Source organism: Mucilaginibacter hurinus, assembly GCF_003324525.1.
In the GTDB taxonomy this organism is placed as follows: Bacteria; Bacteroidota; Bacteroidia; order Sphingobacteriales; family Sphingobacteriaceae; genus Mucilaginibacter; species Mucilaginibacter hurinus.
On the sequence record NZ_QGDC01000002.1, the window covers coordinates 394,992 to 409,628 of the forward strand.

The 14,637-nt window shown below is 42.8% G+C and carries 11 protein-coding genes; 9 read left to right on the forward strand and 2 right to left on the reverse strand.

Annotated features, from left to right (window positions below; genetic code table 11):
* Positions 1–74 precede the first annotated feature (74 nt).
* Positions 75–488, forward strand: a complete 414-nt coding sequence (locus DJ568_RS04935; RefSeq protein ID WP_114004129.1) for a gamma-glutamylcyclotransferase family protein — start codon at positions 75–77, stop codon at positions 486–488.
* Between the two features lie 139 nt (positions 489–627).
* Here DJ568_RS04935 and DJ568_RS04940 read toward each other — a convergent pair whose 3' ends face one another.
* Positions 628–1,635 (reverse strand): glutamine synthetase beta-grasp domain-containing protein, encoded by a 1,008-nt coding sequence (locus tag DJ568_RS04940; protein ID WP_114004130.1) that lies wholly within the window; start codon positions 1,633–1,635, stop codon positions 628–630.
* 514 nt (positions 1,636–2,149) lie between these two features.
* Here DJ568_RS04940 and DJ568_RS04945 point away from each other — a divergent pair.
* Positions 2,150–3,682 carry a malate:quinone oxidoreductase gene (locus DJ568_RS04945; RefSeq protein ID WP_262510666.1) on the forward strand — a complete coding sequence of 511 codons (1,533 nt, stop codon included), beginning with the start codon at positions 2,150–2,152 and terminating at the stop codon, positions 3,680–3,682.
* 24 nt (positions 3,683–3,706) lie between these two features.
* Here the strand turns inward: DJ568_RS04945 and DJ568_RS04950 are convergent, their stop codons facing one another.
* Positions 3,707–5,065, reverse strand: a complete 1,359-nt coding sequence (locus DJ568_RS04950) for a TonB family protein (protein ID WP_114004132.1) — start codon at positions 5,063–5,065, stop codon at positions 3,707–3,709.
* A gap of 107 nt (positions 5,066–5,172) precedes the next feature.
* Between DJ568_RS04950 and DJ568_RS04955 the strand changes: the two genes are divergently transcribed.
* The 7 genes from DJ568_RS04955 to DJ568_RS04985 all read left to right on the forward strand — a co-directional run bounded on the left by DJ568_RS04955 (position 5,173) and on the right by DJ568_RS04985 (position 14,528).
* Positions 5,173–6,123, forward strand: a complete 951-nt coding sequence (locus tag DJ568_RS04955; RefSeq protein ID WP_114004133.1) for a glycosyltransferase family 2 protein — start codon at positions 5,173–5,175, stop codon at positions 6,121–6,123.
* Between the two features lie 43 nt (positions 6,124–6,166).
* Entirely contained in the window at positions 6,167–7,138 is a 972-nt protein-coding gene (locus DJ568_RS04960; RefSeq protein WP_114004134.1) for a glycosyltransferase, read from the forward strand.
* An 8-nt stretch (positions 7,139–7,146) separates the two neighbouring features.
* Positions 7,147–7,875, forward strand: a complete 729-nt coding sequence (locus tag DJ568_RS04965) for a hypothetical protein (RefSeq protein ID WP_114004135.1) — start codon at positions 7,147–7,149, stop codon at positions 7,873–7,875.
* A 3-nt stretch (positions 7,876–7,878) separates the two neighbouring features.
* Positions 7,879–9,378: a GH3 auxin-responsive promoter family protein gene (locus DJ568_RS04970; RefSeq protein WP_114004136.1), complete on the forward strand. Its 1,500-nt coding sequence runs from the start codon at positions 7,879–7,881 to the stop codon at positions 9,376–9,378.
* 81 nt (positions 9,379–9,459) lie between these two features.
* Positions 9,460–10,665: a 1-deoxy-D-xylulose-5-phosphate reductoisomerase gene (locus DJ568_RS04975; protein ID WP_114004137.1), complete on the forward strand. Its 1,206-nt coding sequence runs from the start codon at positions 9,460–9,462 to the stop codon at positions 10,663–10,665.
* A complete protein-coding gene (gene rseP / locus DJ568_RS04980; protein ID WP_114004138.1) occupies positions 10,666–11,991 on the forward strand; it encodes an RIP metalloprotease RseP in 1,326 nt (441 codons plus the stop codon).
* Between the two features lie 95 nt (positions 11,992–12,086).
* Positions 12,087–14,528 (forward strand): T9SS type A sorting domain-containing protein, encoded by a 2,442-nt coding sequence (locus DJ568_RS04985; RefSeq protein ID WP_114004139.1) that lies wholly within the window; start codon positions 12,087–12,089, stop codon positions 14,526–14,528.
* The last annotated feature ends 109 nt before the right edge of the window (positions 14,529–14,637 follow it).

Here is a 14,637-nt window from a genome sequence, read left to right on the forward strand (position 1 = left end):
TTAGAATGTTATAGCCTTGTGTGAAATTAAGCAAAGATATTGGAAAGCGGTTGATAATTGTTTAAATTAACCTGATGAATGTTACCCCTGCACTTCTATTTGTTTATGGTACATTATTAAGCACTGATAATTATTTTGGTAAATATTTAAATGCACACAGCAGGTTTTTAAAAAGGGGAAAATTCCCTGGCCGGTTGTACAATATCGGTAATTACCCGGGTGCTGTCTATGAATCAGACTCGTCTACCTATGTTCAAGGGGCCGTTTACGAGTTAGTTAACCCCGACGAAGTTTTTGATCAACTTGATGAATACGAAGGCATCAGCCGGGAGAACCCTGAACCCCATGAGTACCGCAGAGACTTAATTACTATTGAAACCGATGCTGAGTCACTAACCTGCTGGGTTTACCTCTATAATTGGCCGGTAAATGAAAACGCGGTAATTCCTTCGGGAGACTATTTAAAAATAAAGGGTAATAATTGTTGAACAGGGTGTATCCGCCTATTATGCAACTGAAAGGTATTAGTACCTGCAGTAAGCCTCGTTAAAACGCCGGTGATCAAAAAAAATCCCCGACCTTTATCAAAAGCCAGGGATAAAACTAATTATGGGAACAAATAACTTATTAGATTTTAGCTGATTTAACAGTTTTGATAATCACTGCAGCTACTTTGTATGGATCAGCAGCCGAGTTGGGACGACGATCTTCAAGATAACCGCTCCAATTATGATCAACTGCATAAAGCGGAATGCGGATAGACGCTCCACGGTCAGACACGCCATAGCTAAAATCATGTATAGAAGCAGTTTCGTGCTTACCGGTTAAGCGCTGATCGTTATCGGCACCGTAAACAGCTATACACTCTGCAACTGCCGGACGGAAGGCCTCGCATACGGCTTTAAATTTAGCTTCGCTATTTGCTGTACGTAGCAAAGTGTTTGAGAAGTTGGCATGCATGCCTGAACCGTTCCAGTCTAGTTGACCTAGCGGTTTGCAATGCCAGTTTATTGATACTCCGTATTTCTCCCCTATTCTTTCAAGCAGGTAACGGGCTATCCAAATCTGGTCACCGGCTTCTTTAGCGCCTTTGGCAAATATCTGGAACTCCCACTGACCGGCAGCAACTTCTGCGTTGATACCCTCAACATTTAAGCCGGCATCCAAGCATACGTCAAGGTGCTCTTCAACAATTTCGCGGCCGAAAGCATTATTAGCGCCTACTGAACAGTAGTAAGGTCCTTGTGGTGCCGGGTAACCGTTTACCGGGAAACCAAGTGGTTTGTTAGATGCAGGATCCCACAGGAAGTACTCCTGCTCAAAACCGAACCAGAAATCGTTATCGTCGTCTTCTATTAAAGCACGGCCATTTGACTCATGAGGCTGACCTTTTGAATCCAGTACCTCGCACATAACAAGGTATCCATCTTTTCTTTGCGGATCAGGCACTACATACACTGGTTTAAGTATACAATCAGACGACCCACCTGGTGCCTGCTCGGTTGATGAACCATCAAAGCTCCAGTTATCCAGATCCTCTACTTTACCACTGAAACTTTTAACAATTTTTGTTTTACTGCGCAGGCTTTGTGTTGGTTTGTAGCCGTCAAGCCAGATGTACTCAAGTTTTGCCATGTTTTTAACTCTTTTTTCTTTTTTAATATTGGGGTTTAATTACCGTAATTATAATTTACAATTAATTATTGATGCGAATTTAAATCATTTTATTAAAAAACATAACAAAATCACAAATTTTTTATCTTTTTTTTACAAAATACATATCTGACAGCTTCAAATTAGAAAACCGATACAATTGTGATTGTTATTTTGCGCATTACCATAGTTTTAAATCAAAAACAACTTTGCATGCGGCCTGTTTTGTATACATTCACCAACACATTTTAAAATACAGCCCGAAATATAGACCCCAAAATAACTAAACTATCAAAATATTATATTTAAATACGTTCAATCCGTATAAAATTTCCGGAATTGGTCGAGATAGAGTTTTGATAATCGTTTTGCCAATTTAAAAACGACCACGCCTATTTTGCAAAAAATCACTAAAATTGCCTGATTTAAATTTCGGTTTCCACTCCCCGGCCGGGCCGGCGTATTCACTGAAAACCGTAATCGTTTTAATCAGTTAATATACAGGCTATGTGCCGGGTGCAAAATAACAATGGATAATAACAGGAAAGTTTCAGATAGCAGAGTTGACGTGGTTTTAATAGGCGCAGGTATTATGAGCGCCACTTTAGGTGTAATGCTTAAAGAACTTCAGCCCGACATTAATATTGAGATATTTGAACGCCTTGACGTATTGGCCGCTGAGAGTTCGGACGCGATGAACAATGCAGGAACAGGCCACTCTGCTTTTTGCGAGTTAAATTACACACCTCAGCGCCCGGATGGTTCCATTGAAATTAAAAAAGCGATAAACATCGCCGAACAATTTGAAATAAGCAAAGAGTTTTGGGCTTTTTTGATAGAAAACGACTACGTTAGCTCACCAAAGGATTTTATTGTTAAAGTTCCGCACATGAGCTTTGTTTGGGGCGCTGACAATGTAACTTACCTGAAAAAAAGACAGGAAGCCCTAACAAAGCATCACTTTTTTAAAGGCATGTTGTACTCCGAAGACAGGGAGCAACTGAAACAATGGATACCCTTAATAATGGAAGGCCGTAACGACACCGAAAAGGTATCGGCCACTTACATGGACATTGGCACTGACGTGAATTTTGGAACGCTCACCCGTATATTATTTGATAAACTAAGCAAACAACCAGGGGTTAACCTGCACATTAACCATGATGTGGAAGATATAAACCGTAAACGCGACGGAAGCTGGCAGGTAAAAGTAAAAGATAAAATTACAGGCGAATGCCGTAAGGTTAATACAACATTTGTATTTGTAGGTGCAGGCGGCGGCGCCTTGCCCCTGTTGCAAAAATCTGGTATTCGCGAAAGCCGGGGCTTCGGCGGTTTCCCGGTAAGCGGGCAATGGCTGGTTTGCAGAAACGAAGATGTTATTAAGCAGCATAATGCAAAAGTGTATGGCAAAGCATCTGTCGGTTCTCCCCCAATGTCGGTACCGCATTTAGATAGCCGACTGGTAAATGGGAAAAAAGAACTGCTTTTTGGGCCGTACGCAGGTTTTTCTACACGGTTTTTAAAGAAAGGCTCGCTGCTTGATCTCTTCAAATCAATCAAGTTCAATAATATTCGTCCGCTGCTGTCTGTTGGACTGCATGAAATGGCTTTAACAAAATACCTGATAAGCCAGGTACTACAATCACCGGCCGACCGACTGAAAGCGTTACAAGATTATTACCCGAACGCCAAAGCCGAAGACTGGACACTTGACAATGCCGGACAACGCGTACAGATCATCAAAAAAGATGAAAAACGGGGCGGCAAATTAGAGTTCGGTACGGAAGTAGTAACCTCTGCCGACGGCACCATATCCGCCCTGCTTGGGGCTTCGCCGGGGGCGTCAACATCGGTACCTATAATGATTACCCTGCTTGAGCGCTGCTTTAAAACCAAAATAACTTCACCGGCATGGCAGGACAAGCTACGGCAAATGATACCATCCTACGGCCAATCGTTATCAAAGGATGAGGCGTTGGCTGACGCGACGAGAGAGCGGACAAGTAAGGTGTTGGGGTTGGATTAATTTACATCACTATCAAAGCGCATGTTAAAGCCTGACATATTCTAAAGCGGCAGTTCCATTCTTAAATTTTATCGCAATTTTTAATTTCAAAGGTTTTGTTAGTGTAACTTTTGATACCCAGGGTCCGGAGGAGCGTATAATTCTTATCGCTTCTTCATTAAAAACATCTTTTGAAGACTGTTCCACATCTATGTTTGAAAGTTGTCCATTAGGTGTTGCAGTAACGGCCAAATACACTACATCTGAATAGCTATCTTTCAGCTGGGGATATTTTACATTTTTTTTCACGTACTCGTTCAGTGCGCTTAAACTACCTTTATACATCGGCAGATCATCTACTGCATGAAATTCGTTTTCGACCCTTAAAAATAGCTTTACCGATTCCTTAATGCCGTTTTTTAATATGTAAACCGTTTGAGTGCTGTCATTTTCCCAAATGGTCCATTCGCCATGTGGCACTTTATTTTTTACCGGACCCGACCGGGTTACCTTACTAAATAACTCATCATATTCGATCCACTGTCCATCACCCTTCACGGTCATAACATTCCCTAATGAATCCCTGCATTCTATATAACGTACAGGCCAATCACGGCTTACCGGATCATGTTCTCTTTCCGAGTGAAGTTTACCGTTTGGATAATATAAATACTCTTTGCCGTCTTTTCGTTCACGTTCATTATAGGTAGTTACTGATTTTTTAAAGCCGTGCTGGTAATAATCAATTCCTGTACCCGTCAGGTATAAGTTGCCATTAATTTGGTTTATAAAACCATTGAATTTAATCTTACCCGTTTTATAATACTGCCGCAGTTGATGCCACCGCGGGTTTGATTTATAGGGCGGATAAATAAGTGTTATATAATCTGCATCTTCTTTTTTATGCACTAACTGAGCAGGATATTTATAATATTGCACTAAGGTGTCGGTTGCCGGTAGCTTAATTGGTTCGGTTTTTGTTTCGCCATTTGCTAAATTAAAAGCAACAGGTATAGTACATCGAACCCGCACAGGCTCATTGTTTACCGTACCCGGCTTCCACCTTGGCGACAGAGTTAACACCCTTATTACCTCCTCATCATAGCCCCAGCCTAATCTTTTTAAAATTGCAATATTTGACAACACACCATTTTTTTCAACTATAAAGGTTACAAAAACACGTCCCTGTACATTACGCTCCCTTGCCCTGGCAGGGTACCGGGTATTCCTGGCTAAAAATTTACTGAACTCATTTGGACCTCCCGGAAATTCCGGCGCTACATCAACTGCAGTGTAAACATCGTCCTCGCCGGGAGTATGTTTTTTTAAGGTATCACTTTCGGATTGCGCTTTACAAATCAGCACGGGTATTACCAACAGAAAAAATAATAAGGTTCTAAGCATCCCCAAATATCCAAAATTTAAAAATCCTCTTCAAACCACTTTATATAAAACCATTACTTGTTTTTTATATTTTTGCTGGCAGCGCAGGATAACCCCTCGCCTTATAAATGGATATATCAGTAGTAATACCCCTTTACGATGAAGTTGAATCATTGCCTGAGCTTACCTCGTGGATAAAAGGGGTGATGGATAATAACCGGTTTAGTTACGAAGTGATATTGGTTGATGACGGCAGCAAGGATGGCTCGTGGGATATGATTTGCCGTTTAAAAGAGCAAAACCCGCATCTGAAAGGAATTAAATTTAGGCGGAACTACGGTAAATCGGCCGCGCTAAATGTAGGGTTTGAAGCTGCCCAGGGCGATGTGGTGATTACCATGGATGCTGACCTGCAGGACAGCCCCGATGAGATACCTGAACTATACCGCCGTATCACACAAGAGAAGTATGACCTGGTATCAGGCTGGAAAGCCAAACGGTATGACCCCATAAGCAAAACCCTGCCTACCAAGTTATTCAATTCAGCTACACGCCGCATGTCGGGCATACATAACCTGCATGATTTTAATTGTGGTCTGAAAGCGTACCGTAGAGATGTTGTAAAGAATATTGAGGTTTATGGTGAAATGCACCGGTATATACCGGTAATTGCCAAATGGGCCGGTTTTACAAAAATCGGCGAGCAAACAGTTGAACACCGGGCACGCAAGTACGGCAAAACGAAGTTTGGCTTAAGCCGCTTTGTTAACGGTTTCCTTGATCTGCTTTCTATATTCTTTGTGGGGAAGTTTGGCAAACGCCCCATGCACTTTTTTGGCACACTTGGGGTGCTTAGCTTTTTTGCGGGCACGGTAATGGCTTTGTGGATCATAGTTGAAAAGCTATACCACATAAGCCGGAACGAGCACTACAGGGATGCCACTGATAACCCCTTGTTTTATATAGCCCTGGTAGCAATTATACTAGGCTCACAGCTGTTTTTAACCGGCTTTGTTGCCGAATTGGTATCACGCAGCGCTCCCGAACGCAACAATTACCAGGTAGAGGAGGTAATTTAAATTAATAACCATCCGTTATTGCGAGTAATAGTAGTAAGCAAAAATGTTTTTCTCCATCATCATCCCGTTATACAACCGTCCGCAGGAGATAAAAGAATTGCTGGAAAGCCTTACCCTGCAAACTTACAAACAGTTTGAGGTTTTAGTAATTGAGGATGGTTCGGTTATGGACGCCGCAGAAATAGTAAGGGGCTTTGCGACCACGCTTGATGTTACTTATTATGTAAAACCCAACGAAGGCCAGGGCTTTACCCGCAATTATGGCTTTGAACGTGCCAGGGGCGATTACTTTATCATTTTTGATTCGGACTGCCTTATACCTGCCGATTACTTAGAAATCGTTAATAACTCGTTAAACCTCAGCTGGCTGGATATGTATGGCGGGCCAGACGCGGCGCACCCTTCCTTCACCCCTATTCAAAAAGCCATTAGTTACAGCATGACATCCCCTTTTACTACCGGTGGTATACGCGGCAGTAAAAAAAATATGGGCGGACAGTTTCATCCACGTAGCTTCAACATGGGCGTATCACGTAAGGTTTGGGAAACAGTTGGCGGATTTATTATTACCCGATCGGGCGAGGATATCGAGTATAGCATCAGGGTACATGCAGCCGGTTTTAAAATTGGTCTAATACCGGAAGCCGGCGTTTATCACAAGCGGCGTACTAACTTTATGCAGTTTTATAAACAGGCGCATTTTTTTGGCCGGGCGCGTATAAATATTTACAAGTTCTTCCCCCGGCAGCTTAAAGCTGTGCATTTTTTTCCGGCATTGTTTACCTTATGGCTTATTTTTACCCTGGTGGCCAATGTATTCGGCTGGCGGTTAGCAGATTTGTGTAACTTTTTGCTGGCGGTATACATTTTGTTAATATTTTTTCACGCCTGGTGGAAAAACAAATCAGCAAAAATCGCATTTTTGAGCATAGCTACCGCATTCATTCAGCTCACCGCCTACGGATTAGGTTTTATGCAGGATTTAGCGCGGCGTATTATTCTTAAACAGTTTTAAACATATTTATGTACCATCCGTTTTCTATCATTGAAACATTAAAAACTTCATGGCACATTTATAAAAATAACTTTGTAACCATTATAGTTTATTCGGCTATAACATTCATTTTACTTTCAATATTTACTGTAGCTATCGCCTTTACTGTAACACCCGAAAGCTTTGCAGCCACAATGCTCATTTCTTTTATCATAATATTTATACAAGCTTACTCAACCCTGGGCCTGTATAAACTGATTTTTACCGTGATTGATAGTGAATATTATGAGTTTGAATTTTCGCAGATTGTCCCCACTGTTAAAATGGTAGTAAGCTATCTTGCGGTTATCTTTTTGCTGGCCTTTATTATAACAAATTATAACATTGGCGTTAATATGCTCGAAACCAATCCTGTAGTACAGGATATTATTATTACAGTGGGTACTCTGGGGGGGTTATATCTTGCATTGCGGATAATGTTTTTTAATAATTTTATTGTTGACGACCATTCCGGTCCGCTGGAATCTTTAAAACAAAGTTTCTCGTTAACAAAAGGCTATTTGTTAAAAATTGTAAGCGTTTTAGGCATAGTACTTTTATTAATAGCAGTACCGGTCTATCTTTCAAAAATTTATGCCTTCATTTCGGTGGCAATGTTATTTAGCTATCCGTTTGTTAATATAGTACTGGCGGTCACTTATCGTAAGCTTGTTTTTAGTCATTCGGATATTGACGACGACGTTGCCGAAACAAATTAAGCTATGGGTTTAAAAGCCATTTTAAGTAAAGTATTTGCGGCATATGTAAACAGGCAGCTAAACCATCAGCGCAAAAATGCCGTCGCCCTGCAGCAAAAAACCTTTTTGCAAATTGTTACACGGGCGCAAAATACCGATTTTGGCAGGGCACATAATTTCAGCGGAATAAAAACCTACCAGGATTTTAAAAACCAGGTACCCATACGTGATTATGAAGAACTTCGCCCCTATATTGAGCGGGTAACTAAAGGCGAAGAGAACGTAATGTGGCCCGGCAAACCGGCTTACCTTACCAAAACCTCGGGTACTACATCGGGTGTAAAATACATTCCAATCAGCAAGGAAAGCATGCCTGAGCACATTAAGGCTGCGCGTAATGCCTTGCTCAGTTACATTTACGAAACCGGCAATTCAGATTTTGTTGATGGAAAGATGATATTTTTGCAGGGTAGTCCTACGCTTGCAGAAAAAGCAGGCATACAAACCGGGCGCCTATCAGGTATTGTGGCACACCACGTGCCTGCTTATCTGCAAAAAAACCGCCTGCCTAGTTACGAGGTGAATTGCATTGAGGATTGGGAGCAGAAAGTTGACGCCATAGTTGAAGAAACGTCAAAAGAAGACATGCGACTGATATCGGGCATACCGCCCTGGTGCCAGATGTATTTCGACAGGCTTTCGGCAAAATATGGCGGTAAAAAGATAAAGGACATTTTCCCGAATTTTAAATTGTACGTATACGGTGGCGTAAATTACGAGCCATATCGCAAGCGGATGGAAGACAGCATAGGCTTTGCGATAGATACGATTGAAACCTACCCGGCATCAGAAGGCTTTATCGCTTTCCAGGATTCGCAAAACGAAAAAGGTCTGTTGCTGCTGGTAGATGCGGGTATATTTTATGAATTTGTGCCTGCGGATGAATATTTTAATGACACCCCTACCCGTGTTAGCCTTGAAGACGTAGAACTGGATAAAAATTACGCGCTGATACTTAACACAAACGCAGGGCTGTGGGGCTATAGCATAGGCGATACCGTTAAATTTGTGTCTAAAAATCCATATAAGATAGTTGTCAGCGGACGCATAAAGCATTATATATCAGCCTTTGGGGAACATGTAATTGGTGAGGAAGTTGAGCACGCACTCATGAGCGTGGCAAAAGAAGAAGGCGTTGACGTAGTAGAATTTACTGTGGCACCGCAAGTAACGCCCCCACCCGGCCAGCTGCCTTACCATGAATGGTTTGTTGAATTTGGGCAACAACCAAAAGATTTAAAAGCATTTGCCTTAAAGGTGGACCAGGCCTTACAGAAAAAAAATATTTACTATTTCGACCTTATTGAGGGTAACATTTTGCAGCCTTTGATTGTCCAAAGCCTAAAAAAAGATACCTTTATAAATTACATGCGGAGCCAGGGTAAGCTGGGTGGGCAAAACAAAGTGCCACGCTTGTCAAACGACAGGAAGATCGCAGATGAATTGGAGGGGTATATCAACTAATAATACGTCATTGCGAGGTACGAAGCAATCTATGGCAATCTGATTATGAGGTTGCTTCGGACTTCGTAATGACGACGGAATATGCAGAACGCAACTACCAATATTAAAAACATCGCCATACTGGGTTCTACAGGCAGTATTGGCACCCAGGCATTAGAGGTGGCAGCTGAAAATACCAACTTATTTAAAGTTGTATTACTTACCGCCAACACCAGCGCAGACCTGCTGATACAACAGGCCATTGCTTTTAAACCTGCGCACGTGGCTATATGCGATGAAAGCAAGTACGATACCGTAAAGCAAGCGCTCGCTCCCTTCGATATACAGGTACACGCCGGCCATAAAGCGGTTTCGCAACTGGTTACCCTTGCAGAAATTGATACGGTATTAACCGCCATGGTAGGATTCGCTGGTTTAGAATCAACCATCGCTGCGATACAGGCAGGCAAGCACATAGCGTTGGCCAATAAAGAAACCCTGGTAGTAGCCGGCGAACTGGTTATGGCGCTCGCAAAAAAACACAGTGTAAGCATATTGCCTGTAGATTCAGAACACTCCGCTATATTTCAATGCCTGGTGGGCGAAGAAAACAATTCAATAGAAAAGATTATTCTGACTGCCTCCGGCGGCCCGTTCAGAGGTAAAGACGCTGAATTTTTAGCGAATGTAACCCGGGAAGACGCGCTGAAACATCCAAACTGGGTGATGGGCGCTAAGATTACTATCGATTCGGCATCGTTAATGAATAAGGGCCTGGAGGTGATAGAGGCAAAATGGCTGTTTGGATTAACGGCCGAACAAATAGACGTAATTGTTCATCCGCAATCAATCATTCATTCGATGGTGCAGTTTACAGACGGCTCTGTTAAGGCACAAATGGGATTACCCGATATGAAACTTCCTATACAATACGCGCTGGGGTATCCGCAACGTATTGCCAACACGTATAAAAGATTTAGCTTTACCGATTACCCAAGTCTCACTTTTGAACAGCCCGACTTAGATACCTTCCGTAACCTGGCGTTGGTTTTTAATGCGCTTGAAAAGGGCGGCAATATGCCCTGCATTGTTAATGCCGCAAATGAGGTAGCTGTGGCAGCTTTTCTTGATAGGCAGATCGGTTTTTTAGCCATGAGTGATATTATTGAGCGTTGTATGGAGCAAATAAACTTTATAGCCCAGCCCGCATTAACCGATTATTTGAATACTGACAAACAAACACGCATCTTTGCACAAAATTTAATAGCGCCTTTACCGTTAAAGGCAGAACAACTTGATAATAAATAAATGAGTATAGTAATAATGGCCGGCCAGCTACTGCTCGGTCTTTCAATTTTAGTAATTCTGCATGAATTTGGGCATTTTATAGCGGCCCGCGCTTTTGGTATCAAGGTAGAGAAGTTTTACCTGTTTTTTGATGCCTGGAACTTCAGCTTGTTTAAATTCAATTACAAAGGTGTTGAATATGGTATTGGCTGGCTGCCGTTGGGCGGCTATGTAAAAATTGCCGGTATGATTGATGAATCAATGGATACCGAGCAAATGGCAGGGCCACCTCAGCCGTGGGAGTTCAGGTCTAAACCAGCCTGGCAGCGGCTTATCGTAATGCTTGGCGGCATTATCGTTAATATTATTGTAGGTATTTTCATCTTTTGGATGTTAACGGTAAGTTACGGCGAAAGCTATACACCCAATGAGGCTATAAAATATGGCATAGCGCCTGGCAAAGTGGGTACAAAAATCGGGCTGCAGGCCGGCGATAAAATTTACGCCATTAACGGTAAACCCATCGAGCGTTTTGAAGATTTGATTAGCCCGAAGGTATTGCTTGATAATACCGTGTTAAATGTACGGCGCGGCAATCAGAATATTGATATCACTGTACCACCCAGTATCCTTAACGACATTTCAGACGAAGGCATAAGTGAATTTATACTGCCACGAAGCAAATTCAGCGTCGATTCGGTAGTTAAGGGTAGCAATGCCGCAATGGCCGGACTTTTAAAAGGAGATAGTATAGTTGCTATAAATGGCTCACCAATTGCCTTTTTTGATCAGTTGAGTAAAACGCTGGCTGATAATAAGGGAAAGAAAGTTCAGCTGGACGTGAAACGGAAGGGTGAAATTAAGCAGCTAACGGCGCAGGTTACTAATCAGGGGACACTTGGTTTTTCACGTAAGCCTGACGAGCTTGAACGGAAAACAATTACTTACGGTTTCTTTGAATCCCTCCCTATTGGTGCTTCAAGGGCTATAAGCACTTTCAGAGACAATGCTAAAGGCTTAGGCAAGCTATTTACCGGCGACGTAAACCCACGTAAAGCTGTGTCGAGCCCCATTGGTATTGCCACAATGTACGGAGATCAATTTGACTGGGCACGTTTTTGGGGACTCACGGGCTTACTATCAATGGTACTTGCACTAATGAATTTATTGCCCATCCCGGCACTTGACGGTGGCCATTCATTGTTTCTTATTATCGAAATGATAAAAGGAAAACCACTAAGCGATAAATTTTTAGAACGAGCCCAACTGGTAGGGTTCGTTATGCTTATTTCGCTAATGGTTTTTGCTTTCGGAAACGACATTTTAAAACATGTGTTCTCGCGATGAAACACCGTGAAAACGGCTTTATAAACAGTATTTTTATATATTTGAGCAGTGCATCATTAAATGAGCACTGCTTTTTTATAAACCGATACTGAGTCATGTTCCAAAAGAAATCTGTTTTTTTTACTTCTTTATTAATCGTTTTTAGCGGTGGTGTTTATACTGCAAAGTGCCAGGACGTGATGCTGCAAGGCTTTCATTTAGGGCGCCACTGGGATGGGAGTGTGTTTAACAATACAGCTACTCATGCCGTGCCATGCCCTTTAGATCCCAATTCAACGATACCTACCGATACCTGGCATTACGACAGGATAGCCAAACAGGCAAATCAGATTGCGGCCAGCGGTTTTACGTCGATATGGATGCCCCCAATGTCCAAAGGTAATCTGGGCTTTTCCGGCACACCCGAAAAACCCAGGTACCTGGTAGGCGGTATATATGACGCAGGCTATGGGATATATGATGACTATGATTTGGGCGACAAATTGCAAAACGGTAATTATCAAACCCGGTACGGCTCGCGTACGCAACTTACCCGTTGTATAGCTATGCTTCGGGCCAACGGTATTAATGTTTATGAAGACCTTATACTTAACCACCGATCTATAACGCCTAACGCTAAACCTGCAGCGCCCGACTATTTATGGTATAGCTATAAAAATGCATATGATAGTGTTGGCGGCGGGCGCTTCCCAAAATATACGCCCGATTTTCACAATCCTAATCAATACCCCGGCGCGCCTGGTGGCAAAAATGACCCGAATACCCCTAACCTGGTATATCCTGACGGCTCCCCTACCGGCGCTGACGACGGCACCTTCGGACCCGATTTTGCACATATTACCGGGCAGCGTGATGTACATGGCATAAACGGAGTGTATTGTGCCGAGCAGTTAAACAGGTGGGGCGATTGGCTGCTGCGTGCTACCGGCATACAGGGATACCGTATTGATGCTGCAGGCGGGATATCATGGGATTGGCTAAAAGAATTTGTGAATTATGGCGATATGAAAGGTAAGTTTTGGTTTGCAGAACTACTTACGGCGAAATATGGGCCCGTACATTTTAAACAGTGGATGAATAACTCAATGGAACAAACCGGCAGTAACTTTACCACTTTTGACTTTGCCCTTCAAGGCACCCTGCGTGCGCTATGCCGAACCAATCGTTTTTGGATGGGATCACTTCAAACCAAACATCTGAGCTGGGGTACTACTAATGAAATCAATCCTGCGGCAGGCTCGGTTGACCCGGGGCCGTGGGGTATATACAGAAGCAGTATGGTAACAGCGCCGCAGCAATCGGTAACCGTTTTAAATGAGGCAAACACCGAATCAAGCGCCAGCCCGTTACTGCCCCATGAATCATTAATCGGTTACGCTTACCTCTTATCCATCGGGTACGGCACTCCTATTGTATCGTACAAGGATTGGGGAACTGATGCTGATTGTTACGGCAGTACGATGATTGACGGAAACACCTTAAACTATCACCTGAATAAATTGATCTGGTGCCATAAATTTTTATGTACCGGCGACCTTATGAATGAATACAACTCATCAAACGGTCACGTGTATACCTTTCAAAAAAACGGAACCAACCCAACAATGGTGTTCCTGAACAGCGACCAGAATTATCCTGTTACGGCTAATGCGCCTACGTCCATCCCCGATGGCACCGTGCTGGTTGATTATACCGACCACAATATTACCGCTACCGTTAGCGGCGGGCGGCTGCGGGTTACCGTGCCGGCCAATAAAAATGGCAGAGGTTATTTGATTATGGCTGCGCCGGGTATTACCGGTACATTTACGCCGGTAGCACAACAGGTTACCCAGGAATGGGAGGCCAATAAAGATCTGAGTATCCCGCCGGCCAGTCATGTGCAACAGCAGGTATGCCGTATATGGGTTGACAAGGGCCAGACCATTTCTTTATCGCTTTTAGATTACGCCACCACAAGCTGGACCGGTAAAACCAATTTGCACGTAGAAATTAACAAAACATCACTTGATAATGCAACGCATATAAAAGTTGCCTCGCGTACGTTTAACAGTAACCAAAAAGGCCAAACCTTAACCACTACGGCACAACACGGCACGGGTTATTACAGCATATGGGTTAAAGGGAATAATCTGCCTGATAGTACCGGCAATTGGTGGTTCAGATTGCAAAACACCTACACGGCATCCAAAACAGCTACTGAAAGCTTTAATGATACCATACCAACATTAGTGAATGCACGTAAAGCTTTTGTGCCGGATACCGTTGAAACTAATGCCGGTAAACTTGAAATTTACCCCAACCCGGTAAGGGGAATACTGAATGCTGAATATCTGTTGGTGAATCCCGCAGATGTACGGGTACGGATACTGGATATGACAGGCAGGGTGCTACATACCCAGAGTGAAGGCAAACGCGTTGCAGGAAGAAGTAAATTAGCGGTTAATACTACCGGTTGGGTAAATGGGGTTTATATTTTACAGGTACTGACGGACGATAAAACACTTGCAGCAAAAAAACTTGTTATCGTTGATTAAACAGTTCAATATTATACAAGCAAAATAATTGCAAGAAAAAGCAATCTCCGAACTATTTGCCCAACTAATGGGGTTAATTGTCCGGAGATTGACTTTGGCTTCTCAAAAA

Bases quoted from the DNA above. Each gene is read 5' to 3' on its own strand.
- DJ568_RS04970 (WP_114004136.1), top strand. From the start codon at position 7,879: ATGGGTTTAAAAGCCATTTTAAGTAAAGTATTTGCGGCATATGTAAAC.
- DJ568_RS04975 (WP_114004137.1), top strand. From the start codon at position 9,460: ATGCAGAACGCAACTACCAATATTAAAAACATCGCCATACTGGGTTCT.
- DJ568_RS04965 (WP_114004135.1), top strand. From the start codon at position 7,147: ATGTACCATCCGTTTTCTATCATTGAAACATTAAAAACTTCATGGCAC.
- DJ568_RS04960 (WP_114004134.1), top strand. From the start codon at position 6,167: ATGTTTTTCTCCATCATCATCCCGTTATACAACCGTCCGCAGGAGATA.
- DJ568_RS04940 (WP_114004130.1), bottom strand. From the start codon at position 1,635: ATGGCAAAACTTGAGTACATCTGGCTTGACGGCTACAAACCAACACAA.
- rseP (WP_114004138.1), top strand. From the start codon at position 10,666: ATGAGTATAGTAATAATGGCCGGCCAGCTACTGCTCGGTCTTTCAATT.
- DJ568_RS04955 (WP_114004133.1), top strand. From the start codon at position 5,173: ATGGATATATCAGTAGTAATACCCCTTTACGATGAAGTTGAATCATTG.
- DJ568_RS04950 (WP_114004132.1), bottom strand. From the start codon at position 5,065: ATGCTTAGAACCTTATTATTTTTTCTGTTGGTAATACCCGTGCTGATT.
- DJ568_RS04985 (WP_114004139.1), top strand. From the start codon at position 12,087: ATGTTCCAAAAGAAATCTGTTTTTTTTACTTCTTTATTAATCGTTTTT.
- DJ568_RS04935 (WP_114004129.1), top strand. From the start codon at position 75: ATGAATGTTACCCCTGCACTTCTATTTGTTTATGGTACATTATTAAGC.